Genomic DNA, 26,170 nt, shown 5'->3' with positions numbered 1-26,170 from the left:
TGCATGTATTTCAGTAACTTTCGAGAAAGCTCCGCGTGCTACTGGTTTTTGGGAATCGTCAGTAGGTAAATCGGGGTTTTGCGATGAAAAAGCCGGACATCAATCTGAATTTTCAAGCGAATTCCGCGAAGTTTGCGCAAAGCGAAAAGCAGGATATTGCAGAACATCTTTCACGGGCACCTGCAAGTTCGGCTGAGGACCCGACCAGGAGTACTCTGCATACCGGCGAACAGGCGCAAGGGGTGCTGGATGAAGCTCAGACCAGTGGCGGAGCACCTTCGGCTGGTGTCAATTTCGCTGAGAAAACGGTAGTTGAAGAAGGTGTTGAAACAGGCAAAGCAAGCGTACCGCAAAGCGTTGTCGCACGGGCTGGGTCGCCCTTAAATACGAACCCATCTGGCGAAAGTGGGCAATCGGGCTACCAAGGGATGGTCTCTTCTGCGGACACAACTGTCGGACCACTTCCTACTTCCGATGTATCGGTCGAATTGCCTGAGGTTATGCCAGCGGTCGAGCCGAACGCGCCCACCCCTCCGACAATTCCTGCGGCCTCGCCCTCTCAGCCACTGGAAGACCAAAACCAAGCTCCCAAGGATGTCATGCTTGACGGCTCAAGCCTCACAGAGAACGATGAAGGCGCGGTGGTCGGGACCATTACGGTGTTTGATCCGGATTCGGAAGGGCCGAATCAGTTTGAGGTGTCTGATCCTCGATTCGAAATCCTCGACGGTCAGTTGCGATTGAAACCCGGCGTTGCGCTCGACCATGAAGACGCAAGCAGCGTAGAGGTGGACGTCACCGCTACGGATGAGGGCGGGTTGAGCTTGACTGAGCGTTTCACAATCGACGTTGCAGATGTGAACGAAGGCCCGGAAACTGTGTCTTTGGACAACACAACCCTAGCCGAAAACGCGATGGGGGCGACGGTCGGAAACATTTCCGTCGTGGATCCTGATCTGAATGACACCCACCGTTTTGAGATCTCGGATGAACGCTTTGAAATCTCGTACGGGCAATTGCGCTTGCGACCGGGTGCCTCGTTGAACCACGAGGGTGAAAATCACATTGAAATCAGTATCAAAGCGACCGACGCCGGAGGTTTGAGCGTCACCGAAACCTTCTCGATATCGGTTCAGGATATCAACGAAGCGCCGATTGATCTGACTGTTCAAAACGGAACAGAAAACCTGATCCGGAACGGCAGCTTTGAGGAATTCGAGCTTGCACAGGGCCGGTGGAGGGGGTTTGACGATGATCAATCCGGTGCCTGGACCGATGCCAACGGGATCGAGATTTGGGACCGCCTAGGAGGGCTGCAGGCCTCGGACGGTGATCAGGTAATGGAGATGGACCATGGCTGGGGCATGGATAGCATCTCTCAGGTTGTGCAGACGCAAGAGGGGCAGCTCTATGATCTGGGCCTCGACCTGCGCGAGCGCCTTGCGAATGGCACCGATACGGTTGAGGTGTATTGGAACGACACTCTGGTTGCAGAACTTGATCCCAAATCGTCGTATTGGGAGACGTTCCAACTACAGGTTGTCGGTACAGGGCAAGACAAGCTGGACCTGCGTGAGGCCGAAGACCAGAATGACTCTTATGGCGCATTGGTCGACAATATCACTCTGACCGAAGCGCAGTTGACCGTGGCTGAACATGTCGCGGGTGCCGTGATTGGTCAGGTCCGGTTCGACGATCCTGATCACGGTGACACTCACCGGGTCGAAGTCTCAGACGATAGGTTTGAAGTGATCGAGGGGCAGTTGCGTCTGAAACCAAATGTTGCGCTTGATCGCAGTGAGGCTGAGGCCTTGACCATTGACGTGACTGTCATCGACGAAGGCGGGCTAAGCACGACCGAGACACTTTCGATCTCTGTTGCAGACAGGCCCGATATGTCGATCAGCACCGGGTTTCACGCCAAATATTTCGAGGCCGACCACAACGTATCGCGACTTGAGGATGTGAACTGGGACGCGCCCGTCACGCATCAAGAGGTTACGACGGAGATTAACCACGAAGTCAGTCGCGGGTCTTTTTGGGAAGATGAGTCGCGAAATACATTCGGCGTCGAGATCACCGGGACGGTACAGGTTTCTGAGGGCGGGACATTCACCTTCCATCTCGGTGCGGACGAAGGTGCGGTGCTTTTTGTTGATGGTGTACCGGTCATCAACGAGGACGATTCACATGGATATCAAACACGGTCGGGCCAGATTGATCTTGAGCCCGGAGCGCATGCAATCGAGGTTCGCTATTTTGAGAACTCGGGCGAAGCTGGTCTGAAACTGGAGTGGGATGGCCCCGGCCTCGACGGTCAGCAGCTTGTTTCTGCACCAGATGTCGCTCAGGCGCAGGTTGTAGCGGGGACTCCGCTGGCCTTCGATATTGACACAGCAGCTTTGGAAATTGGCCATGATACCCTGTTTTCCTTGGATGGATTGCCGCCCGGAACGCAGATTGAAGTGGACGGTCAGACTCATGCCACTGGTGCAGACGGCACCGTGGAACTGGGCGGCTGGCAGGGGCATTTGCTGATCATACAACCTCCATTCGATTTTTCGGGCCTTATTGATGTGGCGATACGTTCCTCAACACCAACCGAATTCGGTGGTAGCCAAGACGCTGTCCAGACAGTGTCACTCGAGGTTCATCCGGCACAGGTTTTTGCCCCGACTGCGCAAGTGAGTGGTGGATTTCAGGCCAGTTACTTCGACGTGGAAAGTAGGCTGTCGAAATTGGACGACATTGATTGGAGCGCCGACCCGACGCATCAGGAGATCGTGTCTGAAATTAACTATAAAAACAGCGCTGACTCGTTTTGGGAAGGCGGATCAAAAGACACATTCGGCGCCCGCTTGGAGGGGCGCTTTTCAGTCGAAGAAGGCGGCACATACACGTTCTTTGCCGGAGGGGATGATGGCGTCGTATTATTCGTCAATGGTGTCGAGGTGATCGAGAATGATGGTCTCCACGCCTATAGGACCCGAGCCGGTCAGATCGAGCTCGCCCCCGGCATCCATGATATCGAGGTCAGGTATTTCGAAAACTACGGGCATGCGGGGCTAAAACTGGAATGGGATGGCCCTGATACCGAGGGCCGTGCCCTAGTCCAGGCGGATCCGGGGTTGGCGATTGAGGAAAATGAGACCTTGGCGCTTGGCATTGACCTGACGGGTGCCAGCGATCAGGCGGATGTGGCAATTGCGGGGTTGCCAGCCAACAGCCTAATCGTCGGTGCTGAGGCGGCGGTGATGTCGGATGGAGGGCCGGTTGATGTGAGCGGCTGGGATATCGGCTATCTTGAAATCTCGCCGCCCCCGGGGTTTGAGGGCGCAATTGATGGCCAGATCGTGATCTCGGATACCGGCTTTAACGGCGCGCCGGTGACATCGACAACCGCGTTTTCGATGGATGTTGGTGATGTTGATGCGCTTACGAAACTCGATGCGCCGGATGAATTCGCGTTCTTCGCGAGTGCCTCGCACAACGGGGATGTAGTATCTTGGGATGCAGATTCTTCGGAAGCCGCGCATGACGAAGCTGACGATGTTCTAAATGAAGACGTGATCTCGCCATCACACTCCGAGATCACGAGCATTGAGACGGAGGCCTATGAAAGAGTCGATTGGTAGTCCGTGGCTGGCCTATTCGGACGTGGTTATGAAAAAATAGACCCACTCGCCCTTGAATTCCGGGTCGTTGGCGCGGGCGCCGGCGACTCGATCTTTGAGGAACTCAAGGTAAGGTCCTGCCGGTTCGATCAAGGGTCTTTCCTCGTCAAAGAGGGGGGTCGACGCCGCGAAGGCCACCGCGATTTCTTGTCCGTATGGAGGGCCGATGGTGATAAAAAGGCCGGGGTCGCCTTGTTTCTCAGCGCCAATTTTGAATGCAGACTTGGCGGGTGTTCTGGCGAGCGGGACCGATGCGTTTGGGCTGAGGTGTATGACTTGACCGTCGGCGTCGAAATAGTCGACGTAGATAAAGGCGTCGTAGTCGGCTCCGGTCAGATCAAGCACCAGTTGCTGACCTGAGGCGTAGCGAAACTCCCGCGTGTGAATATCATCGCCCACCAACAGGGGGTTGGTGATTTGGTCTGTCGATTGTGGCAAGCCAACATCGACAATCCCACTGAGCGCGCCGCATTGGGGTCGGGGAAGGATCAGCAGATTGTCAGTGACCTGAATATTGGCCCCCATTTGCGCCTGAAGCGCCGACAGGACAGGCCCCCGCAGGCCGTTTTCCGGGATGTGACCGACCAGTTCGAGGGTATTTGTTTCTGGGCGGAACTGCACCTGAAGGCGTGAGCACGGTACCTGGGCCAGCAGACCGTCAATACCATCACGCAGGTCCTCAGCCGACTGGCCCGCATCTTCGGGGCGCGTAAAGCTTTGAAAGGCGGCGAGGCTTACGGGATCAATCGGGGAATCGCCGGTTGCCGAAAACACATCAGCCGCCTTAGCCCTTGGGACATCCGGTTGGGTTTGGGTCAAAGCGACGGGCCGCGTCTGCACGGCCTGAGCGGCATCGAAGGACGGCTGTGTCAACGCCACTGAATCCGACTGCGTATGGTTGGATGACAGGGTGGTCGTCGGCAACTCGGCCGAGGCCAGAGTCGCGGCAACCGTCTGTTTGGCAACGACGGGTTGCGGCTTGTCTGGAACGGCCACCAGAGGCTGCGTTTGGTTGGCCACCTCGTCGCTGGCCGCGAGGCTTAGAGCATTCGCGGCAATCTCTGGGGCCGAGGATTGTGCAATAGCGCCCTGCGCCAATCGCGCGCCGCTTGTTTCTTCGGTTGAGGTCGCCTCTGCATCCGGCTGCGCTTGCGCGGCGGTGCTTTGTTTGACCTGATGCGCGGAAAGCTGCATCCGTGTTTCCGGTACAGGCTGCTCGATCACGGGTTCAGGCTCAGTAGACCAAAGCAGAACGACCGCAGCCACGGCGTGAATTGTGACCGAGCAGAACAGCGCGACGCCCCATATCAGCGGAGTGCGCGTCACCGGACCGGACCCGGAGGTGTAACGACCAGCACCACATCCCGCGCGCCCATCGCCTCGAACGTGGCGATTAAGGGCAATACCTCACGCAAGGCGGCATCCTGATGGGCGTTGATGCGGAGCAGCAGGTCGGGCTGTTCGGACAGCGCCCCCTCGACCGATTGCGCGATCTGATCCGCCGAAAGCTCTGTTCCGTCCAGGGCCAATTGGCCATCAGCGCTGACCGACAGAGTCAATCCACCAGCTGGCATATCAGCTCCGGATTGCGACACCGGCGGGGTCACGTCGAACGGCGCGGTGGCGTCCATGCGTCCGATGAGCATGAAGAAGACCAGTAGGAAGAAGACAACGTCTATCAGGGCGATGATGGTTTCGGGGTGATGGCGTGGGGCGGGACGAGTGATCCTCATGGTCGTGCCTCCAGCCGGACCACACGCATGTTGGTTGCGCCTGCGCGGGTGACCACGTCCATGACGGTAACCAGCGCCTGCATGCGGGCGCTACCTGTGGGCAGTACGATGAACGGAGTTGCTGGGGCCTGCGCTATTCTGTCGGACAACAGCGCCTCAAGCTCCTCAGAGGTCAGCGCTTGCCCGCGGTAATAGGGCGCTCCGTCGCCTCCGATACGGATCACCACGGCGCTGGCGGGTTCGCCCGAGGTGCCGGAGGATGCGGGGCGATCCGATTGAGCCAAGGCCGGGATCATGTCGAGGTTCAGATAGGTCGAGGTCACCATAAAGAACACCAGCAGGATAAGCATCACGTCGATCATCGGCACCAGTGAGATCAGGGGCCGTGTCGGTCTGCGTCTGTTCAGGCTAAGCTCGGCGGACATGTGTGATCCCTTACTGCGTGCCGCGTTCCTCGATCACCATCAACTGCCCGACCGCGTTCTCGATCGCCTGAGCGCCCGCTTCTGCGCGGCCCGATAGCAGCGATGCGCCAACAGCGGCGGGGATAGCGACCAACAGACCGGCGGCGGTGGTCAGCAAGGCCTGCCAAATCCCGCCCGCAAGGACCGAGGCATTGGCCGCGCCTTGCGCCAGCTCCAGCTCCTGAAACGACTGGATCATACCGGTCACGGTCCCCAACAGGCCAAGCAGGGGTGAGATCATCGCGATCAGCTCCAGCACACGAATCCATGTGTTCATGGCAGCGAATTCCTGATTGCCGCGACGTGTAAGCTCGGCCATCAAGGCGGGCCCCTTGAACCCATCGTTCAGCGCTTGCATGGCATAGGCGCAGACGCGATCAGCCGGAGATTTCCCCGCAGCGACGGCTGCCAGCGCCGCCTGCTTGTCGCCCTTGGACCACTGCACCAGTGCTGTGTCCCTCGCGCCTCCGCCGGATCGAACTGGGGCCAGTTGCATCGCCTTGATGACGATCAAAGTGACCGAAAGCAGCGACAACGCGCCAAGGATTGCGATGATTGGGCCTCCTGCGCCCAGTGTCTCGAGCCCGAACATGATCTATTGCGCCAGATTGGCTGAGGTCTTGCTGCCCAGCGCCAGCAGGGGGAAGCAATCCAGAGGCTCGGCGTTCTGAGGCTTGCAGGCCGGCAGGTCATGCAACAGCACCTCTGAGATATTGGTGCATTCGATCTCAGGGATTTCGAACAGTTTCAGCACGGTGCGTTGAACGGGCAGGGGGGCCGCGTCGATGGATAGCAGCCGGTCGATCACGCCATTGTTGTCGAGGATGGCCAGCGACATCTCGAATTCTTCGAAACTATTGTCGGTCTGGTTCCGAAACAGGAAGAAGGCGCGGCATCCGCCGTTGTCGGCCGGTTCGAATTTGTTCAGCTCGATGCCAAGGCGGCCCTCATCGGCCTGCGCGGTTGCGGCCATCAGTGTCAATGCAACTGCGCCGAAAAGGGATTTTCTCATCTTCCTACCTCTGTTGCCGGTCGTTGAACCCACATCCAGTGTTTTTCGTCATGGGTCTTAGCCCTGAACATTGCAGAAAGAGGGCGCGTGCGGGAAGATTTTTCTGCAATGGGGCGCGCTCGCGGTGGAGCAATGACCTTGCCCTAGCGTAAACAAACGGTACGGCGGGTCAGGAAAATGTGTATATTGATCTCAACCTGGTCTGTGCATTGCGACCGATTAACCACACAAACCGCAGAGGAAACTGGAAGTATTTGCGAGTTTCGCCATCATGTGAACTAATTCATACACAAGATCACAGGTGCTGCTGTAAGCGATTCAACAAGAACAACAAGCTGCGATCGAACAGGACGGTATTGGGAATAAAATGGACCTTTCATCTTATCTGGAGCCCAGAGACGACGAACCCCCCAGCGGAGAAAATCTGGAATACGATCCGGCCTTTACGGACCTAGAGATCGCGGCTCAGCCGGGCGAAGAGCGTCAGATGGGCGATGAGGTCGTCGCGGCCGAAGAACAGGACTGGCGCGATGTCGAAGAAAAGGCCTTGGCCGTCATGGACAAAAGCCATGACCTTCGCGCCGCCATCTATCTCGCTGAGGCTGTTTTGCACACCAAAGGCCTTCCCGCCTTTGCTTCGGCCGTGGGCTATGTGAAATCCCTGCTGGAAGACAATTGGGACACATGCCACCCCGAGCTGGATGAAGACGACGGCGATGCCACTATGCGCATAAATGCGGTGCGCGGTCTGGCCTCGTCCGATCGGATGGTACGCGCCTTGCGTCGGACCGCTTTGACAGACAGCCGCATGTTCGGGCGGATGACCCTGCGCCATTTGGATGTCGCAGAGGGTCGCATCAATATGCCCGCAGATCTGGACGACGCGCCGGATGCGACCGGGGTTGCGGCCGCGTTCAAAGACACCGATGACGAGGTGTTGGAGGCCAATGCCGATGCGGCGTCCGCGGCTCTGGACGATGTCGAGGCAATCGACGCTGTATTCAGCGACAAAACTCCAGGCGAAGGTCCGGATCTGACGCCTCTGTCTGATGCGTTGAAAAGCATTAAGCAGGCGTTGGCCAGCTATGCCGATGTCGGTGATGCAGAAGAAGTCGACTCCGGCGACGATGACAGCCCAAGCAGTCCATCGGGTGCCCCGGCCGCGCCGATGGCGTCGGGCGGTGGCGGCGGTGGGGCGATCAACACGCCCGAGGATGTCACCCGTATGTTGGAACGCATCATGGATTATTATGCCCGGTGCGAGCCCTCCAGCCCGCTGCCAATTTTGCTTGAGCGTGCCAAGCGCCTTGTGAATGCCGATTTTCTGACAATTATCGAAGATATGGCAAAAGAAGGTCTGGATGAGGTGCGCCAGATCGGCGGCATAAAAGAAGACGACGATGACGATTATTGATCCGTTTGGGCGCAAGCCGAACACCGGATTGAAAAGAAACACTGATGGATGAATCGAGGAGCATCAGATGGCTGACAGTTCACAAAAATTTATAGCCCGGAACAGGGCTCCGAGAGTTCAGATCGAATATGATGTTGAACTCTATGGTGCCGAAAAGAAGGTCCAGTTGCCCTTTGTCATGGGCGTCATGAGCGACCTTGCCGGGAAATCCGAGGTCGAGCAGCCCGCCGTGGCCGACCGCAAGTTCCTGGAAATTGACGTCGACAATTTCGACGACCGGATGAAGTCGATGGCGCCGCGCGCGGCCTTTACCGTGCCGAACACCTTGACGGGTGAAGGCAATCTGGCCGTCGATATCACGTTCGAGAGCATGGACGATTTCAGCCCCGCCGCGATTGCCGCGAAGGTTGAGCCGCTCAAGGAGCTGCTGGATGCGCGCACCCAGCTGTCCAACCTGATGACTTATATGGATGGTAAAACCGGGGCCGAGGATCTGATTTCGAAGATCATGCAGGACCCGTCGCTGCTGAAGACATTGGCGGCCCAGCCCAAACCCGGCGCTGACGCCGCCGAGGAGGAGTAAAAGATGGCCGAAGAAGAAGCCAAGGTAGAAGCCGCCGAAGGCGCAACCGCGTTTGGATCCTCGGAATTCGAGGCTCTGCTGACGAAAGAGTTCCGCCCCAAGTCGGATCAGGCGAAAACCGCTGTTGAAAGCGCAGTCAAGACGCTGGCCGAACAGGCGCTGGCCAATACCGGCCTGATCTCGGACGACGCTTTGCGTTCGATCGAAGGGATCATTGCCGAGATCGACAAGAAACTGACCGAACAGGTCAACCTGATCCTGCATCACGAAGATTTCCAGCAGATGGAAAGCGCGTGGCGTGGTCTGCACTATCTGGTGAACAACACCGAAACCGACGAGATGTTGAAAATCCGCGTGATGAACATCTCGAAGAAGGACATGCACAAGACCCTGCGCAAGTTCAAAGGAACTGCATGGGATCAGTCGCCCATCTTCAAAAAGCTCTATGAAGAAGAGTTCGGTCAGTTTGGTGGTGAGCCCTATGGCTCGCTGGTAGCGGATTATCACTTCGACCACAGCCCGCAGGATATTGAGCTGCTGGGCGAGATGTCCAAGATCGCCGCTGCCGCGCATGCACCGCTGATCACCGGGGCCAAGCCCAGCCTGTTCCAGATGGACAGCTGGTCGGAACTGGCCAACCCGCGTGATCTGACCAAGATCTTCCAGACACCGGAATATGCCGCATGGCGGTCGCTGCGCGACAGTGAAGATGCGAAATATGTCGGTCTGGCAATGCCGCGCTTCTTGGGTCGTCTGCCTTATGGCTCGAAAACCGAACCAGTCGAGGAATTCGCGTTTGAAGAAGACACCAGCGGTGCAGCCAGTGACAAGTATAACTGGGTTAACGCGGCCTATGGCATGGCGGTGAACATCAACCGGTCCTTCAAGGAATATGGCTGGTGCTCGCGTATTCGCGGCGTGGAAAGCGGTGGCACGGTCGAGGGCCTGCCCGCGCATACCTTCCCAACCGACGATGGCGGCGTGGACATGAAGTGCCCGACCGAGATCGCGATTTCGGACCGTCGCGAGGCGGAACTGGCCAAGAACGGCATGATGCCTCTGATCCACCGCAAGAATAGCGATTCGGCGACCTTCATCGGCGCGCAATCGCTGCACAAGCCGGCGGAATATGATGATGCGGATGCAACCGCTAACGCCAACCTGGCTGCGCGCTTGCCCTATCTGTTCGCGACCTGCCGATTCGCGCATTACTTGAAATGCATGGTGCGTGACAAAGTTGGCTCGTTCAAAAGCCGTCAGGATATGGAATCTTGGCTGCAGGGCTGGATCAACCAGTACGTGGACTTCAACGCCGATATCTCGGCCGAAGCAGAAAAAGCACGTAAGCCTTTGGCCTCGGCCGAGGTGGTTGTGGAAGATGTCGAAGGCAATCCAGGCTACTACACGTCCAAATTCTTCCTGCGCCCGCACTATCAGCTGGAAGGCCTGTCGGTCTCTCTGCGTCTCGTATCGAAACTTCCGTCCGAAAAAGCTGGATAAAGGTCAAAAAAAATTGGCGGCATGTGATGTGTTTCACTGCCGCCGTCACGACCCTCCGGTAAACCGGGTTTAGAAACTAGAAAAGAGGAAGGCTAAAATGGAAAACGTATTTGTACAGATGGACTTCCCGGGCGAAGCACGGGAAAAGCAGCACAAAGATTGGATCGCGGTTAAGTCGATCTCGTGGGAGGTTGAGCGGACGCTGGACATGTCCGACATGGGTACCACACAGCGCGGCTATGCCAACGCGAATTTCGGCAAAGTGACCCTGAACACCGAGCTCAGCAAAGCGTCTGCCAAGATCATGACTTATGTTGCGTCGGGCAAGTCGAACTCGGAAATGCTCATCCATATGTGCCGGTCTGGCGATGACGAAAAGAAAGGCATGGAGCCTTATCTGATCATCAAGCTGCGTGACGCAATCGTGGACAGCTACTCGGTAGATGGCGGCGAAGATTCGATCCCGTCGGAAACCTGGACCGTCGCGTATCGCGGCATCTCAGTTAAGTACAAGATCGCCGACTTCAAAACCGGCAAGCTCAGCGACTGCAACGAGTTCCTGTGGAACCTGGAAACTGGCGACGTTAGCTAAGGTTTCAAACGACTACAGGTCCCGGTGGCATGTGCCACCGGGGCTTTTGCACTTTTTCCATCCTGACTGCGCGAGGGTTACATGACGCCGGAAGAGCATCTTAAATCAGGCGATCTGGCGGCCACATTGGCCACTCTGCAAGATAAAGTCCGTGCCAATCCCGCAGACGCCAAGCTGCGGATTTTTCTGTTTCAGCTGCTCTGTGTGATGGGCGACTGGAAACGCGCGATCACCCAGTTGAAACTGAGCGCGGAGATGGATGAAGCGGCCACGATGATGGCCAAAACCTACCGTGAGGCCATCATTTGTGAGGTCTACCGTGAAAAAGTCTTTGCCGGGGAAAAGACCCCAATGATTTTTGGCGAGCCAGAAGAGTGGCTGGCCCATTTGATCGAGGCACAGAAACTGACGGCTGGCGGGCATTTCGACCAGGCCGCCGAACTGCGCGCAAAAGCGTTCGACGCTGCGCCTGCGACATCCGGCACGGTCAATGGTGAAGCGTTCGAATGGATCGCCGATGCCGATATGCGGCTGGGGCCGGTCCTCGAAGTAATCGTGAATGGCCGCTATTTCTGGCTGCCGTTTTCCCAGATCGTGCGGGTCGACATCGAGCCGCCCAGCGACCTGCGTGACGCGGTCTGGACAGCCTGCACGCTGACTGTTGCCAGCGGAGGGGAACTCGCCGCCCTGATCCCAACTCGCTATGCCGGTTCGACCGAGCAGGGCGATGATGCCGCCCGTCTGGCGCGGGCGACCACTTGGGTCGATGCCGGCGGCGAAACCTTTGTCGGGTTGGGCCAGCGTTTGCTGACGACAGATAAGTCCGACATCGCGCTTCTGGACATTCGCGAACTGGTTCTGGACGTGGCGGCCGGGGCCGGGGAAACGGCAGGAGATGGCTGAGAAGACTCTTGCCGAACGCCTGCAACCCTCGCTTCTGGATCGGTTGACAGATGACGCGCCGGATCAGTTGAAAGAGGGGCGGGATTCCCGCGTGATTGACGTCGGGCGCCTGCGCGAGATCATTCAGCGCGATCTGTCCATGTTGCTCAACACCACCGATCAATCCGATCTGATTGATGAGGACGTCTATCCTTACGCCTCCAAGTCTGTCCTGAACTATGGCATCCGCCAGACTTCGGGCTCGTTCTCAACCTTGCGACAGGCCCAGCGCATTCAGAAATCCATCGCGGACTCCATCGAGGTGTTTGAACCTCGGATCGTGAAAGGGTCGGTCGCGGTCGAGCTTCGCTCGGAAAAGCAATCGGGCGAGATGCATGTGGATTATGACATCCGCGCCGTGATGTGGGCGCAGCCCATGCCTTTGGAATTGTATCTGCGCAGCCGGGTCGACGTGACCACCGGCGAAGTCTCGATCGAGCGGAGCTAGGCGCGATGGATACACGTCTGCTGAAACACTACGAAACTGAACTGGCCTTCCTGCGCGAAATGGGGGCCGAGTTTGCTAATGCCTACCCCAAGATCGCCTCGCGCCTAGGGATGGAAGGGATCGAGGTTGTCGACCCTTATGTCGAACGTCTGCTGGAAGGCAGCGCATTTCTGGCGGCTCGGGTTCAGCTGGAACTGGACATGCAGTTCCCGACCTTCACCTCGAACCTGCTCGAGATTGTCTATCCGCATTACCTGGCCCCGACACCGTCGATGATGGTGGCGCAGATGGAGCCCGACATCGGCAACGCGGCGCTGAAAGAAGGCTACCCAATCCCGCGCGGCACCACTTTGCGCGCGCGCCTGGCCGAGGGCGAACAAACTGCGTGTGAGTTCACCACCTCTTCTGACCTGACCCTCTGGCCGATTGAAATCACCGAAGCCGAGTACATTGACGGCCGGGGAGAGCTGGTGGCTGCCGGGGTGGCGCGCGACACCGACGCGCGCGCCGGTATTCGCCTGCGTTTGAACCGTACCGACGGCGAGCCGATGGCCGAGCTGGGTATGGACAGCCTCGTGCTGCATCTGGACACCCAAAGCGGAAAGGCCTGGGCGCTGCATGAGTTGCTGGCCACCCAATGTGTTGGGCTGACGGGGCGTTCGACTAACCGCCGTGCGGACTGGACCACCCGGCTGACGACTGCGGATGTCGTGCCCAAAGGGTTTGACGCGGATGAGGCCCTGTTGCCAACCCCGCGCCAGTCCTTCGACGGCTATCGCCTGCTGCAGGAATACTTTGCGATGCCGGAACGGTTTCTGTTTGTGGAACTGACCGGCTTGCGGCCCGCGCTTGAGAAATCGGCAGGTACGGATGTAGATATTTACATTCTGTTGCAGGACGGGATGCGCGATGTCGCCCCAGCCGTGACCCCTGCGGCCTTTGCCCTGAACGCGGTGCCTGCGGTGAACCTGTTCCACCGCCGCTGCGACCGGGTGCATATCACCCAAATGGACACGCAGCATCATGTCGTTCCGAACCGCACTGCGGGTCTCGACTATGAAATATTTGGGATTGAACGCGTCACCGGTATTCAATCGGATGAAGAGGGGGATATTCCTTTCCGCCCTTTCTATAGCGACACTGACCTGACGGCTGCGGGCGACAATCACTCGGCTTATTACACGATCAAACGCCGGATGCGGCAGCGTAATGAAAAGGAACGGCTGCGGGGCGTGCGGACCTCGTATCTGGGGTCTGAGGTTTACCTGACTTTGGTTGACCGGGCGCAGGCGCCTTATCCCGGATCGTTGGAGCAATTGGCGGTTGAGGCGCTGTGCTCCAACCGCGATTTGCCCCTCTTGCTGGCCGCAGGCGGAGATGACGTCTTTCATCTTCCGGACGGTGGTCCGGTCAAGACAATCCGGACGCCGGTGACACCCACGCGCCCACATGCGACCTTGGCTCAGGGTGATGCTGCGTGGAAGCTGATCAGCCATCTCAGCCTCAATTATCTGTCCATTGCGGGCGACGGGAAAGAAGGCGGGGCGGGCGCTTTACGCGAACTGCTCGGTATCTATGCCCCGCTTGGCAACCGCGTGACCGAGAAACAGCTTGAGGGCGTCGTCTCGGTCTCCAGCCGCCCCATCGTGCGCCGGATGAGCGACGAGGTCCTCAGCACGGCGGTGCGCGGGTTAGAGATCACGCTGGGCTTCGACGAAAGTTTCTACGAAGGCACCAGCGTCTATGTGCTGGGCGCGGTGCTCGAGCGGTTCTTCCGCAAATACACCACGATCAACAGCTTCACGGAAACCGTGCTAAAAACCGAACGACGAGGAGAGATTGCCAGATGGCGACCAGCGGCCGGACTGGGCAGGATCATCTGAGCCTGCTTGCCGCGCTGGCGGCTGATCCTGAAAGGCATCACGTCTTTCAGGCGTTACGGGTGATCGAAGCGCATTATGCGGATGCGCCGCGCCTGGGTGAATCGCGTCGCCCGCGCGAGGATCGCGTGCGTTTGGGGCAGGATGTCTCACTGGCCTTTCCGCCCAACACGCTGACGCGGTTTGAACCGGCGACCGACGGCGCGCCGGGCAAGCTCAACAATCTGTTCTTTGGCTTTTTTGGTCCGCAAGGCCCTCTGCCTCTTCACCTGACTGAGTTCGCCCGCGACCGACAGCGCAACCACCGTGACCCGACCTTTGTGGCCTTTGCCGATATGCTGACTCACCGGATGATGAGCCTGCTCTATCGCGCCTGGGCCGCGGCAGAGCCTGCCCCCAGTTTTGACCGGGGCGATGATCCGTTTGAACAGCGCGTGGCGGCGCTGGCTGGATTCAAGGGTGCGGACTATAGCGACCGCGATGCGATGCCAGACATGCTGCGCCGTTTCTTTGCGGGGCATCTCGGGTCAGGGACGAAAACGGTCGAAGGCTTAATCGCGATCCTGTCGGACTATTTCGGGGTCGAAGCGCACGTGCAGCAGTTCGTCGGCTCGTGGCTAGAGCTGGAGCCGGACGACACATGGCAGCTCGGCTCTCCCGCGCGATTGGGGCAATCCACCAGCATCGGCAACCGCGTCTGGTCGCGCGCGGCCAAGTTCCGCATTCGAATCGGGCCACTGTCGCTGGAAGACTACAAACGCCTGCTGCCCGGCGGCGTTTCTCAGGAACGGATGGAGGCGATCATCCGCACCTATGCCGGTGACACCTTGGATTGGGAGGTCAACCTGGTGCTGGCCGGTGATGAGGTGCCGCGCGCCTCGCTGGGTGGAACGACGCAGCTGGGTCATACCAGCTGGATAAGAACTCGCGATGATCCTGACCAGAACCGCCCGGATGCGGACGATCTGATCCTGTATCCCGGATATGTATCACAAGAATTCGAGGCCGAAGAACTGGCCCATAACGAGAGGTATTGAAGATGACGGAAATCAGCCGCGTATCGCTGTTCGGCAAGCTGAACAAGCTGGGCTATCAGGCCATCGAAGGGGCCACCGTGTTCTGCAAGATGCGGGGCAATCCGTATGTCGAAATCCAACACTGGCTGCATCAGATACTGAACGGCCAGGACAGCGACATTCACCGGATTATCCAGCACTATGATCTGGATCCCGGCAAGATCGCATCGGAACTGACGCGCAGCTTGGATATGCTGCCGCGTGGGGCGTCCTCGATCTCGGACCTGTCCGATCATCTGATGGACGCGATGGAGCGTGGTTGGGTTTGGGGCTCGTTGCTGTATTCCGACAGCAAGGTGCGGACGGGCTATCTGATCCTCGGCATGCTCAAGACGCCTGCGCTGCGGAACATTCTGGCCAGCATGTCGCCGGAACTGGCCAAGATCGGTGCCGATGATCTGGCCGACAGTTTTGGTGAGGCCACCGACGGCTCGCCCGAGGATACGCTGGGCGCGCAGGACGGCTCGAACGTGGGCGGTGGCGCAGAACCCGGCGAGGCCAGTGGCGCAATGGCCCCCGGCGCGATGGGCAAGGGCGAGGCGCTGGAACAGTTCTGCACCGACCTGACCGAACAGGCCCGCAATGGTGAGATTGATCCCATAGTGGGTCGTGATGAGGAAATCCGTCAGATCGTTGACGTTCTGATGCGCCGTCGCCAGAACAACCCGATCCTGACGGGTGAGGCCGGAGTGGGTAAGACCGCCGTGGTCGAAGGCTTTGCCCTGCGGATCGCGCGTGGTGATGTGCCACCGGCGCTGAAGGATGTGCGCCTGCTGGTGCTGGATGTGGGCTTGTTGCAGGCGGGTGCGTCCATGAAGGGGGAGTTCGAAAACCGTCTGCGTCAGGTGATTGACGAAGTGCAGGCCAGCCCGACGCCGATTGTGATGTTTGTCGATGAAACGCACACTCTGGTCGGGGCAGGTGGCGCTGCCGGAACCGGCGACGCGGCCAACCTACTGAAACCGGCGCTGGCGCGTGGCACGCTGCGTACGATCGGCGCAACCACCTGGGCGGAATACAAGAAATACATCGAAAAAGACCCGGCCCTGACCCGGCGCTTCCAGGTCGTGCATGTCGAGGAACCCGACATCCCAAAGGCGGTTTTGATGATGCGCGGTATCGCCTCGATGCTTGAAAAACACCACCGCGTGCAGGTTTTGGACGAAGGGATCGAGGCCGCAGTAACCCTGTCCGCGCGTTACATTCCAGCGCGGCAGTTGCCGGATAAGTCGGTCAGCTTGTTGGATACGGCTTGTGCACGGGTTGCAGTGTCTCAGCATGCGGTTCCTGCCGAGGTCGATGACAGCCAACGCCGGATTGAGGCGCTGACGACAGAGTTGGAGATCATCGAACGCGATGAGACGGCAGGCTATGACGTCGCGGACCGACGCGAGGCCGTGAATGCCGCGAAAGAGGCCGAAGAGGCGCGGCTGCAGGAACTCACCGGGCGGTGGGAGGCCGAGAAGAAGGTCGTCGAAGAAATTCTCGACTTGCGGGCCAAGCTGCGCGCAGGCGGGCAAGAGGTCGAAGGTACCGGTACCGTCGAAGGCGAAGCCGCGACCGAGGAAGCACCGGAGACCGAGGCACAATCCATCGACCGCGCCGCTTTGCTGGCAGACTTGAAGGCCAAGAACGCCGAATTGGAAGAGTTGCAAGGCGATAGCCCGCTGATCCTGCCGATCGTCGACCATCAGGCCGTGGCCAGCGTGGTCGGCGACTGGACCGGCATCCCGGTCGGTCGCATGGTCAAGGACGAAATCGAAACCATTCTGAACCTCGAAGAACGTTTGGCCAAACGGGTCATCGGTCAGGACCACGCGATGAAGATGATCGCCAAGCGGGTTCAGACCAGCCGCGCGGGGCTCGACAACCCCAACAAGCCCATCGGTGTTTTCATGCTGGCGGGCACCAGCGGCGTCGGCAAAACCGAAACTGCTCTGGCGTTGGCCGAGGTTCTGTATGGTGGCGAACAGAACGTCATCACCATCAACATGTCGGAATACCAAGAGGCCCACACCGTCAGCAGCCTGAAAGGCGCCCCTCCGGGCTATGTCGGCTACGGCGAAGGTGGTGTGCTGACCGAAGCGGTGCGGCGCAAGCCATACTCCGTCGTGCTGCTGGATGAGGTCGAAAAAGCCCATCCGGACGTGCATGAGATATTCTTTCAGGTCTTTGACAAGGGCGTCATGGAGGATGGTGAGGGCCGCGTGATCGACTTTAAGAACACGCTGATCTTGCTGACCTCGAATGTCGGCACTGAGATGATCATGGATATGTGCGCGGACCCGGATCTGATGCCCGATCCCGAAGGCATGGCCAAGGCGCTGCGCGATCCGCTGCTGAAGGTGTTCCCACCAGCGCTGTTGGGTCGTTTGGTGACGATTCCCTATTATCCGCTCAGCCCCGAGATGCTGGGCGAGATTACAAAGCTACAACTTGGGCGAATCAAAAAGCGCGTCGAATCTGCTCATGGTGTACCATTCGAATACACCGACGCCGTGGTGGACGAGATCGTCAATCGTTGTCAGGAGCTGGACAGCGGTGGTCGTATGATCGACGCGATCGTGACCAATACAATGCTGCCTGATATATCGGCAGAATTCCTAAAAAGAATGATGGAGGGCGAAGAAGTTTCCAAAGTCGTGATCGACGTCACAGACGGGGACTTCACTTACGGGTTTGATTGAGCGCAACGCATGATGCGTCTGACCGAGAAAGGGGACACTTTATGAAGGCGACTATGACACCGGAACTGGATCAGAAATGGTGGTCCAAGAACAAACCGAAGCTGATGAAGAAAACTGGCCTGGGCGATGCTTTGAAAGCATACCAGGTCGCCGAAGATCAGATGGATTGGGACAAGACTTTGAAAGCCTTGTCCAACGTCAAGCGTAAGGTGGCCGAGGCTGTGAAGCTCGCAGGAAGCAAGCACTCGGATACTGTGACGGTCCTGAAAAAGTACCCCAAGATCATCGACAAGAAAGAAAAGGAACTCGAGGAAAAGAAAAAGGACGCAGCGGCTCGGGCCAAGTCGGCCTCGACCGATGCGCCCAAGCAGAAACTGGGTAAGTCGGTTGTCATCTGGAAGAAGGACCTGGGCACCGAGATTACCAAGAAATACAAGCCCGATTGGCTAAAAGAGCTGAAGGGTTATGCGTTCCAGTTGAAGCTGAACGATGATCTTTTGGATGTTCTGGAAGATGAAGGCGACTATGTCACGCCGCAGCAAATGGTGGATGACGCCAATGCGGTGACCGACAAGCTGGTTGCCTTGATCGCCAAAGAGCTGATGGCGACGGATGCGGCGTTCAAGAAGGCCAGTGATGCAAAGAAACGCGCGGCGTTGATCAAGGGTTTCGACGACAAGTTGGCGACCATCATGAACGGCGCCAAAAAGCACTATGAATCGATCCCGACTAAACGCTGGCTGGCCTTTGTGAAGCGCAAGCAGCAGTACAAGGACTACAAGGTCAAAACCGGCTTCGACATTGCGATTGGCGCATTGGGCGTTGTTGGTGGGGCGGCAGGTGTGGCCGGTGCGGCCGCAACTGGTGGTGCGTCGCTGGCCTTGGGGATCGTCTCTCTGGTGCGTGGCGTTGCGCAACTGGCCGATAAGATCAAGGACGCCGCGCAAGAGGCCGAGAAGGTCGAAAAGAACCTTAAAGGCGATCTCGATACGCTGCTCAAACGGTATCGCACCGCGGAAGGCGAGGCCAAAAAGCAGGTTCAAGGCGGTGCCGAGGTTGGTGCCTCAGTCCTAAAGGGCATCTTGGGCACCGATACGCCGTTCCTGGCCACTCTGCCGAAATGCGACAAGAACTATGGCCTGTGGCAAAACAAAGTCGCCGGGCTTGAAGTTGGTGGGCGCAAACTGTCTCAGGCGATCATGAAAGGTCTGCAGGAATGCGACAAGCTTGAGAAAGCGATGAAACAGGCTGATGCGAAGAAGGCCGGTAAGTATCTGGACAAGCTCAAGAAAGCCCGTGCCTCGCTGCAGAAGGGTCTGGATGGGTGTTCGGATATGATGAAGCGGGTCTCGGACGCGGATAAGAACGCGCCGAACCTCAAGAAGATGCTGGATGCGCTGAATTCGAGCAATCCGAAATACGCGCAGATCTTCGACAAGGTATTCCCGGTTGTCGTCAACCTGACGCTGGCGGGTGCAAATGCCGGGGTTGGTTTCAAGGAAGCGTCGAGCACGCTTGATACGGTCAACACGGCGCTTGGGCTGTTCAACGACATTGCCTCGGAAGGCAAGGATCAGCTGGAAGAAGCGATCGGCTAAGCGGCGGGGCGGCGCCCGTGGCCCAAAGCTACGTGGCGCCGACCTCATCCGGCAGGAACGAAACGGAATATAGGCGCGAAAAAAATGGCAAAGCAGACAGTTACACCTCACAAGTTTTACGTGGTCGATCTCATCCGGTCGAAGCCCAAGCTTCAGTATATTGAGATCCCCAGCTACCGCGTTGACGTCAAATTCGAAGTCACGGCCAAAGGTCCGGTGCCGTCGACCACGCTGAAACGTCTTGAAGCAGCCGGTATGAAAGAGCTGGAGCGCTATGAGACGGTGATCAGTCAGGAGGCGGTCAAGCTCGACAAGAAAGTCGCCGAGCTGATGAAGACGCCGGGTCAGAAATCTCAGGCCGAAGCTGAGAAGATGATCCAGGCCACCAACCAGATGATCAAGAGCGCCTTGCGGTCGGCCGAAGGAGCCGCCCAGGTGGCGATCGAAAAGCAGATCAAGGTTGAGGCGAACAAGGACAAACTGCTGAAAGAAGCACGGGTCAAGACGACGCTGAAGGTGACTGCCGGTGTGATCAAGATCGGCACGGCTGTCACGCGGCTGGTGGCGACCTCAGGCGCGGATGTCATGGCCTACAAGACCATTGTCAAACAGGTCTACGATCTTGGCAAAGAGGTTCAGCAGCAGTTGAAGGGCGAAGAAAAGCTGCGCAAGGATCTGGAAGGCGCCATCCAGAAATATATAAAGCTGCGTGGCACCTCGATCATGCAGGCGGCTGAGCGGCAGGGGATTACCGATACGTCCGGTATCTCGGTCAAGAAACCGATGGAAGCAATCAAGAAGCTGACCGCCAAGGCGCTCGCCATGGGAGATGAGGTCACCAAGGGCCGCGATGCCAAGAAGATCGCCAAGGAAATCGCGGATTTCGCGATCAAGGGCTATCAGGTCTATCAAAAGGACTCGAACAAGAAGCGCGCGCTCTATCGTGAGCATACGACGAAGACGCGCCACAAGGTCGATGATCTGGGCAAGGCCGCTGACAAGCTAATGAAGGCTGCGAAGTCGCAGAAAACCCTGAAAGAGGGCGTCAAGCTGGGGGCTGAATGCATGGCCGTCAAGCGTGAGGCCAGCGCCATGGCCGCCAAGCTCGAGGAACGTCAGAAGTTCCTGGCCGAGATGGAGGCCCTGATGGAAGGCAACGGTCTGAAAGTGGATGACACCACGATTATGGACAAGCTGAAGAAGCTGGACAAGATGACGGTTCTGAAAGAGACCAAGACAATGTTTACCTCGGTCAAAGGGGTCTACAAACTGGTGGACGGAATCAGCGACGTCGTTGGTTAAACACGTAAATCTTCGGGTGCGGATCGCCGTGCCCGACACCCAAAGCAACAGGAGGTGTTGGTGGAACCCGGTATCGAGAAGAGCGAAACGCTCCGCGACACCGTGCGCGAGCTTGTCGAGCGTAAGGCTGTAACCAACACCATTCTTGGTGTGATCATTTTCAACGCGATCACGCTGGGGCTATCAACCTCTCCTTCGGTTCAATCGAGTATTGGCCCGACCCTGGTTGTGATCGACAAGATCGTGCTGGGCATTTTCGTGGCCGAGCTGTTGATGAAATTCTATGCTTACCGGTTCAGCTTCTTCAACAACGCCTGGAACATCTTTGACCTTGTTGTTGTTACGCTGGGATTGCTGCCCAACCGCGACGGGCTGTCCGCGCTGCGTGGGTTGCGGGTCATCCGGGCGATGCGTTTGCTATCGGTCATCCCGCAGATGCGGGCGGTGGTCCAGGCCTTGCTGGACGCGCTACCAGGTATGGGCGCGGTAATCATCATGATCTCAATCGTGTTCTACGTTTTTGCCGTCATGGCGACTCTGATGTACGGCCCGGATTTCCCGGAATGGTTCGGATCCTTGGGCAAATCGCTCTATTCCCTGTTCCAGATCATGACGCTGGAAAGCTGGTCGATGGGCATCGTCCGCCCAGTGATGGAGGTTCATCCCACCGCCTGGATCTTCTTCGTACCCTTCATCGTTATCACTGCCTTCTCGGTTCTGAACCTGTTCATCGGTCTGCTGGTCAACACCATGCAATCCGCAGTGGAGGACGAGTCGGTTGAAGAGTTCTCGCACCTGCGAGAACTGGTGCGCAGTGAGACTGATATCGTAGATGATCGCGTGAAGGAACTGCTGGTCGAGGTTCGCGCCCTGCGGCGCGAAGTAGCCGAGTTGAAAGGTCAAACCGATGGCTGACAGCTCTCAGAAATTCATCGCCCGCAATCGGGCTCCGCGCGTTCAGATTGAATATGATGTGGAGCTTTATGGGGCCGAGAAAAAGGTTCAACTGCCCTTTGTCATGGGCGTGATGAGCGATCTCTCCGGCAAGTCAACGGTCGAAACGCCCGCAGTCTCGGATCGTAAATTCCTTGAAATTGATGTCGACAATTTCGACGACCGTATGAAGGCCATGGCCCCGCGCGTTGAATTTGCCGTGCCCAATACGCTGACGGGCGAGGGTAATCTGGCCGTCGATCTGACATTCGAGAAGATGGCTGATTTCACCCCGGCCCAGATCGCGTCAAAAATCGAGCCTCTGCGCAAACTGCTTGAGGCCCGCACGCAATTGTCGACCTTGATGGCCTATATGGATGGGAAGACTGGGGCCGAGACACTGATCGAAAAAGTGCTGGCCGATCCGGCCCTTCTGGGTGCCCTTGCGGGCAGTTCGCTCCCCGAGCAGGACAATGAGGCCACGTTGGACGCCTTGCGGGATATGATGCCCGAAGATGCCGCAGCCGACAATTCGGTGGAGGATGCGCTTGCGTCCTTGCCCGAGGTTGAGACCGCCGAGGAACAGGATCAATCGGCTGACATCTTGTCCGATCTGGCGGCTGAAGCTCCCGAAGACGCACCTGAAGATACAACCGTCGCAGATGCTTTGTCCTCTTTGCCCAGCTCGGTTGAACCCGAGGCGCCTGTAGATGACAGCGCAGATGTCCTGTCCAATTTGGCGGCCTCCGCACCCGAGGAAACGGCTCAGGATACCTCTCTCACGGACGCTTTGTCTTCGCTGCCTGAAACCGAGGTTACTGAGGTAGCCGACACGTCAGGCGATATTCTCGCGGAGTTGGCCGACGCCGCACCAGCGGATGAGGTTGAAGACACCGCCGCAGATGACATCCTGTCCAGCCTGCCAGATGTCGAGATTACGGCGGAAGAGGACGCGGCCGATGATATCTTGTCCGATCTGGCCAGTTCTGAGCCTGATGATGAGCCCGAGGATACGTCGGTCGCGGATGCTCTGTCTTCTGTTCCAGAGGTTGAGCTGCCCGACGTGTCGGAAGACTCCACGGATGTTCTTGCCGCTCTGGCCGATGCTGCGCCTGAGGCGACCGAGGTTGAGGATGTGACCTCGGATATTTTGTCTGACCTCAGCGATCTGGAAACGGAAGAGGTCGAAGACAGCTCTGTGTCCGATGCCCTCGCGTCTCTGCCGGAAACTGATGTCGCGGATGAGGTTGATGGGTCCGATGACATCCTGTCGGACCTTGCAGATGCTGCCCTGGACATTGAGGTCGAAGAGGACACGCTCGGCGATGTCCTCGCCTCAGTACCCGAGGTTGAGGCCGCGTCTGAGACGGATCAGAGCGATGATATCCTCTCTGAACTGGCCGATCTGGAGCTGGAGGAGACGGAAGAGGACGGCGCACTGGATGCGGCGCTTTCATCGCTTCCGGATGCAGATGAAGAGGCCGAAGAAGATCATTCGGACATTTTGTCAGACCTCGCCGACACTGCCCCTGAGGAGTTGGCCGAGGACGTGGATCTGGATGGTTTGCTGGATGATCTGGCGGAGAAGGCTCCCGATGAAGCTGATGAGCCTGCTGCGGACGACATACTCGCCTCGGTGCCCGAACCGGACCGCACGGATGAGGCGGATTCGTTGGAGGACATTCTTGGTGATCTGGCCAGTGACGATCAACCTGATCCAGAGGCAGAATCGTCCGACCTAGATGATTTGCTTGCCGATCTGGCGGATTCTGCTGACGAGGCACAGCCAGAGGAGGATGTTCTGGATGACATCCTCGGGGATTTGGTGGAACCCGAAGCTGATGAGGTCGACGAAGCCGACGTAGAAAACGTTCTTGCAGATTTGGCCGAAGAGCCTGACGGCGATCTAGATGATCTTTTGAATGACCTCGGGTCGGATGAGGATACATCTGCACCGACGGATGAAGTGGCCGATGACCTGGAAGATCTGCTGGGTGATCTCGAAGAGACGTCAGATGATGCGTCTGACGATTTGGATGCGCTGGAATCCGAGCCGGGCAGTGACGCCGCTTCAGACGATTTGGATGCCTTGCTGGGTGATCTTGAAGGCGACGATGAGACAGAAGATGCGGATACAGATGATGTCGATGCCCTTCTGGCGGACCTTGGCGACGATGTAGAGGATGAAAATACCGGCGCGGACGATCTTGACGCCTTGCTGGGTGATCTTGAAGGCGGTGATGAGACCGAAGATGTGGATACAGATGATCTGGATTCGCTGCTGGCGGACCTTGGCGATGATGTTGAGGATGAGGATGCCGTTGGGGATGATCTGGACGCCTTGCTGAACGACCTAGGGTCAGACGAGGACAGCCCGGCTGAGGAGGGTGCAGCGGACGATCTGGACGCTCTATTGGCGGACCTTGGAGACGATGAAACTGGTTCAGACGACCTTGATGATCTGCTCAACGATTTGGGCGCGGATGAGAATAGCGAGGCATCCTCTGACGAAACAACAGATGATCTGGACGCTCTGCTGGGTGACCTCGATGCGGATGACGCGTCAGGCGAAACCGCGGATCTGAACGACGAGCCGCAATTGGCATTTGGCCGCATGAGCGCAGATCGACCTGACCCGGAACGGCTGAAGCGCACCCGGTTCCGGATCGCGATCTTTGGCGATTTCTCGGGCCGCGCGGCGCGTGGGCAAATCGAGACCGGCGACGCCTTGGCCGCACGTAAGCCGATCATTCTGGATCCCGATACGGTCGAAGAGGTGATCGAGGGGTTCGCAACTGATCTCGTGCTGCCGATCGGCAAGGACGGGGCCGGGATCGAAGTGAAACTGAAAGAGCTGGACGATCTGCATCCCGACGAACTCTATGAAAAGGTCGAGCTGTTCGATGGCCTCTCGGGTCTGAAAAGCCAGCTGAGCGCGGGTGGGACTGCAGATCACGCCGCCAAACAGCTGATCGGTTGGGGGGAAGAGTTCGGGCAGGCGGTTGTGCCGCCACGCAAATCCTCGGGCGGTAACACAGTTCGTGCTGACCTGAAGCTCAGCGATTTTCAGAAGCTGATTGGTGATACGTCGGGAGAGCTGGCGCAGGCCTCACCCGTTGATGACTTGCTGAAACGCGTGGTCGGCCCGCATATTCGCAAACTGCCCAGCCCCGATGTGCAGGCGATGCAAAAGGCCGTGGATGAGGCGCTGAGCGCAGCCATGCGCATGGTTCTGCATCACCCAGAGTTCCAATCCGTCGAAGCACAGTGGCGCAGTCTCGATCTGATTGCGCGCAGCGTCGAGGATGATGATACGCTAGACGTGGTTTTGTATGACGTCTCGGCTGAAGAGATCGCGGCAGATTTGGCCGCCGAGGAAGATCTGGCGAAAACCGGTCTGGTTCGGTTGCTGACCGAAGAGCCGCTGGACGAAGAAAACGGGCGTGGCGGATATTCGGCGCTGATCGGGCTCTATACCTTTGAGGAAACACCACCACATGCGGAACTGCTGGGCCGTATTGGCCGCGTCGCAGCCCATGTGGATGCGCCGTTCGTCAGTGCAATCACCCCGGCCTATCTGGATGTTAAGCTCGAGGATCGCCACCCGCTAGTAGTCGAAGCCTGGGATACTCTGCGCGCGATGCCCGAAGCCGGGCATGTTGGTTTGGCGTCGCCCAGGTTCTTGCTGCGGCGGCCTTACGGAGCGAAGTCCGAGCCGATCTATGAGTTCGATTTTGAGGAATTCACCGAGTCTGAAGGCCTGCGTGGTATGCTTTGGGCCAATCCGGCGGTTCTGGTGACGATCTTGTTGGCGCGGTCCTTCAAGCAAAATGGCAAAGCGATGAATTTGGGCTCGGTCATGAGCCTGGGTGGTATACCGTACCATTTCGTCAATGACCGCTACGGCGATCAGGTGGCGCTGCCGTGTACGGAACGCAATATCACGCTGGCAAAGCACGAACACTCGGTCCAGCGCGGCTATATGCCTGTTCTGTCTGTCAAAGGCCGCGATGAAATCCGGCTTGGCTCGTTCAACTCGGTTGCCGGGCAGGAGATTCTGGGCCCGTGGTCCGGTATGCCCGCGCCTGCTCCGTCGCCAGATGTGCCTGCTGCGCCAGAGGCTGATGAGGATGACGATCGGGATTTGGATCTGGACCTCGACACGGGCGACGACGATGATTTCGACCTCGATCTGGACCTTGGAGATGACGACAGCGGCGATCTTGACGATCTGCTTGCGTCATTTGGCGACGATGATGACGGTGACGATAGTGATGATGAAGATATGGACCCCGAACTTGCTGCACTGCTGAACGATTTGTGACGGCGCGG

19 protein-coding genes and 1 pseudogene are annotated in these 26,170 nt (G+C 58.0%); 15 read left to right on the top strand and 5 right to left on the bottom strand.

Features of this window, described 5'->3' with window-relative positions:
• The first annotated feature begins 83 nt into the window (after positions 1-83).
• Positions 84-3,635, top strand: coding sequence for a PA14 domain-containing protein (locus ACR0J4_RS13925; RefSeq protein WP_170643308.1), 3,552 nt, complete (start codon positions 84-86; stop codon positions 3,633-3,635).
• A gap of 12 nt (positions 3,636-3,647) precedes the next feature.
• Here the strand turns inward: ACR0J4_RS13925 and ACR0J4_RS13920 are convergent, their stop codons facing one another.
• Genes ACR0J4_RS13920 through ACR0J4_RS13900 form a run of 5 tightly spaced genes read right to left on the bottom strand, consistent with a single transcriptional unit; the run spans position 3,648 to position 6,883 of the window.
• Positions 3,648-5,000 (bottom strand): DUF4384 domain-containing protein, encoded by a 1,353-nt coding sequence (locus ACR0J4_RS13920; RefSeq protein ID WP_170643309.1) that lies wholly within the window; start codon positions 4,998-5,000, stop codon positions 3,648-3,650.
• Complete coding sequence (locus ACR0J4_RS13915) at positions 4,997-5,407, bottom strand: ExbD/TolR family protein (protein WP_170643310.1); 411 nt, start codon at positions 5,405-5,407, stop codon at positions 4,997-4,999. The genes ACR0J4_RS13920 and ACR0J4_RS13915 overlap by 4 nt, the downstream gene beginning before the upstream one ends.
• Positions 5,404-5,832 carry an ExbD/TolR family protein gene (locus ACR0J4_RS13910; RefSeq protein ID WP_170643311.1) on the bottom strand — a complete coding sequence of 143 codons (429 nt, stop codon included), beginning with the start codon at positions 5,830-5,832 and terminating at the stop codon, positions 5,404-5,406. The genes ACR0J4_RS13915 and ACR0J4_RS13910 overlap by 4 nt, the downstream gene beginning before the upstream one ends.
• A 10-nt stretch (positions 5,833-5,842) precedes the next feature.
• Positions 5,843-6,463, bottom strand: a complete 621-nt coding sequence (locus ACR0J4_RS13905) for a MotA/TolQ/ExbB proton channel family protein (protein ID WP_170643312.1) — start codon at positions 6,461-6,463, stop codon at positions 5,843-5,845.
• A gap of 3 nt (positions 6,464-6,466) precedes the next feature.
• A complete protein-coding gene (locus ACR0J4_RS13900) occupies positions 6,467-6,883 on the bottom strand; it encodes a hypothetical protein (protein WP_170643313.1) in 417 nt (138 codons plus the stop codon).
• Positions 6,884-7,250: 367 nt separating this feature from the next.
• Between ACR0J4_RS13900 and tssA the strand changes: the two genes are divergently transcribed.
• The 14 genes and pseudogenes from tssA to ACR0J4_RS13830 all read left to right on the top strand — a co-directional run bounded on the left by tssA (position 7,251) and on the right by ACR0J4_RS13830 (position 26,162).
• Complete coding sequence (tssA, locus tag ACR0J4_RS13895; protein ID WP_170643314.1) at positions 7,251-8,297, top strand: type VI secretion system protein TssA; 1,047 nt, start codon at positions 7,251-7,253, stop codon at positions 8,295-8,297.
• 67 nt (positions 8,298-8,364) lie between these two features.
• Positions 8,365-8,880, top strand: coding sequence for a type VI secretion system contractile sheath small subunit (gene tssB, locus ACR0J4_RS13890; RefSeq protein WP_170378441.1), 516 nt, complete (start codon positions 8,365-8,367; stop codon positions 8,878-8,880).
• Between the two features lie 3 nt (positions 8,881-8,883).
• On the top strand, positions 8,884-10,380 hold the full coding sequence (gene tssC, locus ACR0J4_RS13885; protein ID WP_170643315.1) for a type VI secretion system contractile sheath large subunit: 1,497 nt from the start codon (positions 8,884-8,886) through the stop codon (positions 10,378-10,380).
• A 97-nt stretch (positions 10,381-10,477) separates the two neighbouring features.
• Positions 10,478-10,972: an Hcp family type VI secretion system effector gene (locus ACR0J4_RS13880; protein WP_170378430.1), complete on the top strand. Its 495-nt coding sequence runs from the start codon at positions 10,478-10,480 to the stop codon at positions 10,970-10,972.
• Between the two features lie 81 nt (positions 10,973-11,053).
• Positions 11,054-11,875 (top strand): type VI secretion system accessory protein TagJ, encoded by an 822-nt coding sequence (locus ACR0J4_RS13875; RefSeq protein WP_170643316.1) that lies wholly within the window; start codon positions 11,054-11,056, stop codon positions 11,873-11,875.
• Entirely contained in the window at positions 11,868-12,362 is a 495-nt protein-coding gene (tssE, locus tag ACR0J4_RS13870) for a type VI secretion system baseplate subunit TssE (RefSeq protein WP_170378426.1), read from the top strand. Before ACR0J4_RS13875 ends, tssE begins: the two co-directional genes overlap by 8 nt.
• Before the next feature lie 5 nt (positions 12,363-12,367).
• Positions 12,368-14,245, top strand: coding sequence for a type VI secretion system baseplate subunit TssF (tssF, locus tag ACR0J4_RS13865; protein WP_170643317.1), 1,878 nt, complete (start codon positions 12,368-12,370; stop codon positions 14,243-14,245).
• Positions 14,209-15,279 (top strand): type VI secretion system baseplate subunit TssG, encoded by a 1,071-nt coding sequence (tssG, locus tag ACR0J4_RS13860; protein ID WP_170643318.1) that lies wholly within the window; start codon positions 14,209-14,211, stop codon positions 15,277-15,279. Before tssF ends, tssG begins: the two co-directional genes overlap by 37 nt.
• Before the next feature lie 2 nt (positions 15,280-15,281).
• On the top strand, positions 15,282-18,005 hold the full coding sequence (tssH, locus tag ACR0J4_RS13855; protein WP_170643319.1) for a type VI secretion system ATPase TssH: 2,724 nt from the start codon (positions 15,282-15,284) through the stop codon (positions 18,003-18,005).
• Positions 18,006-18,046: 41 nt separating this feature from the next.
• Positions 18,047-19,603, top strand: coding sequence for a hypothetical protein (locus ACR0J4_RS13850; RefSeq protein WP_170643320.1), 1,557 nt, complete (start codon positions 18,047-18,049; stop codon positions 19,601-19,603).
• A gap of 84 nt (positions 19,604-19,687) precedes the next feature.
• The gene (locus ACR0J4_RS13845; protein ID WP_170643321.1) at positions 19,688-20,905 is read left to right on the top strand and encodes a hypothetical protein; all 1,218 of its coding nucleotides are present in this window, start codon (positions 19,688-19,690) and stop codon (positions 20,903-20,905) included.
• A 57-nt stretch (positions 20,906-20,962) separates the two neighbouring features.
• Positions 20,963-21,820 (top strand): ion transporter, encoded by an 858-nt coding sequence (locus ACR0J4_RS13840; protein ID WP_170643369.1) that lies wholly within the window; start codon positions 20,963-20,965, stop codon positions 21,818-21,820.
• Positions 21,813-22,313, top strand: a pseudogene (tssB, locus tag ACR0J4_RS13835) (type VI secretion system contractile sheath small subunit); the annotation flags it as partial. The gene ACR0J4_RS13840 and the pseudogene tssB (ACR0J4_RS13835), both read left to right, overlap by 8 nt.
• 27 nt (positions 22,314-22,340) lie before the next feature.
• Entirely contained in the window at positions 22,341-26,162 is a 3,822-nt protein-coding gene (locus ACR0J4_RS13830; protein WP_480668710.1) for a type VI secretion system contractile sheath domain-containing protein, read from the top strand.
• The last annotated feature ends 8 nt before the right edge of the window (positions 26,163-26,170 follow it).

The sequence above is a fragment of the Ruegeria sp. B10 genome (assembly GCF_056539825.1).
This window is presented reverse-complemented; position numbering and strand designations above follow the sequence as displayed.

Coding starts and splice junctions, on each gene's coding strand:
- ACR0J4_RS13925 (WP_170643308.1), top strand. CDS start 84: ATGAAAAAGCCGGACATCAATCTGAATTTTCAAGCGAATTCCGCGAAG.
- ACR0J4_RS13915 (WP_170643310.1), bottom strand. CDS start 5,407: ATGAGGATCACTCGTCCCGCCCCACGCCATCACCCCGAAACCATCATC.
- ACR0J4_RS13910 (WP_170643311.1), bottom strand. CDS start 5,832: ATGTCCGCCGAGCTTAGCCTGAACAGACGCAGACCGACACGGCCCCTG.
- ACR0J4_RS13905 (WP_170643312.1), bottom strand. CDS start 6,463: ATGTTCGGGCTCGAGACACTGGGCGCAGGAGGCCCAATCATCGCAATC.
- ACR0J4_RS13900 (WP_170643313.1), bottom strand. CDS start 6,883: ATGAGAAAATCCCTTTTCGGCGCAGTTGCATTGACACTGATGGCCGCA.
- tssA (WP_170643314.1), top strand. CDS start 7,251: ATGGACCTTTCATCTTATCTGGAGCCCAGAGACGACGAACCCCCCAGC.
- tssB (WP_170378441.1), top strand. CDS start 8,365: ATGGCTGACAGTTCACAAAAATTTATAGCCCGGAACAGGGCTCCGAGA.
- tssC (WP_170643315.1), top strand. CDS start 8,884: ATGGCCGAAGAAGAAGCCAAGGTAGAAGCCGCCGAAGGCGCAACCGCG.
- ACR0J4_RS13880 (WP_170378430.1), top strand. CDS start 10,478: ATGGAAAACGTATTTGTACAGATGGACTTCCCGGGCGAAGCACGGGAA.
- ACR0J4_RS13875 (WP_170643316.1), top strand. CDS start 11,054: ATGACGCCGGAAGAGCATCTTAAATCAGGCGATCTGGCGGCCACATTG.
- tssE (WP_170378426.1), top strand. CDS start 11,868: ATGGCTGAGAAGACTCTTGCCGAACGCCTGCAACCCTCGCTTCTGGAT.
- tssF (WP_170643317.1), top strand. CDS start 12,368: ATGGATACACGTCTGCTGAAACACTACGAAACTGAACTGGCCTTCCTG.
- tssG (WP_170643318.1), top strand. CDS start 14,209: ATGGCGACCAGCGGCCGGACTGGGCAGGATCATCTGAGCCTGCTTGCC.
- tssH (WP_170643319.1), top strand. CDS start 15,282: ATGACGGAAATCAGCCGCGTATCGCTGTTCGGCAAGCTGAACAAGCTG.
- ACR0J4_RS13850 (WP_170643320.1), top strand. CDS start 18,047: ATGAAGGCGACTATGACACCGGAACTGGATCAGAAATGGTGGTCCAAG.
- ACR0J4_RS13845 (WP_170643321.1), top strand. CDS start 19,688: ATGGCAAAGCAGACAGTTACACCTCACAAGTTTTACGTGGTCGATCTC.
- ACR0J4_RS13830 (WP_480668710.1), top strand. CDS start 22,341: ATGATGCCCGAAGATGCCGCAGCCGACAATTCGGTGGAGGATGCGCTT.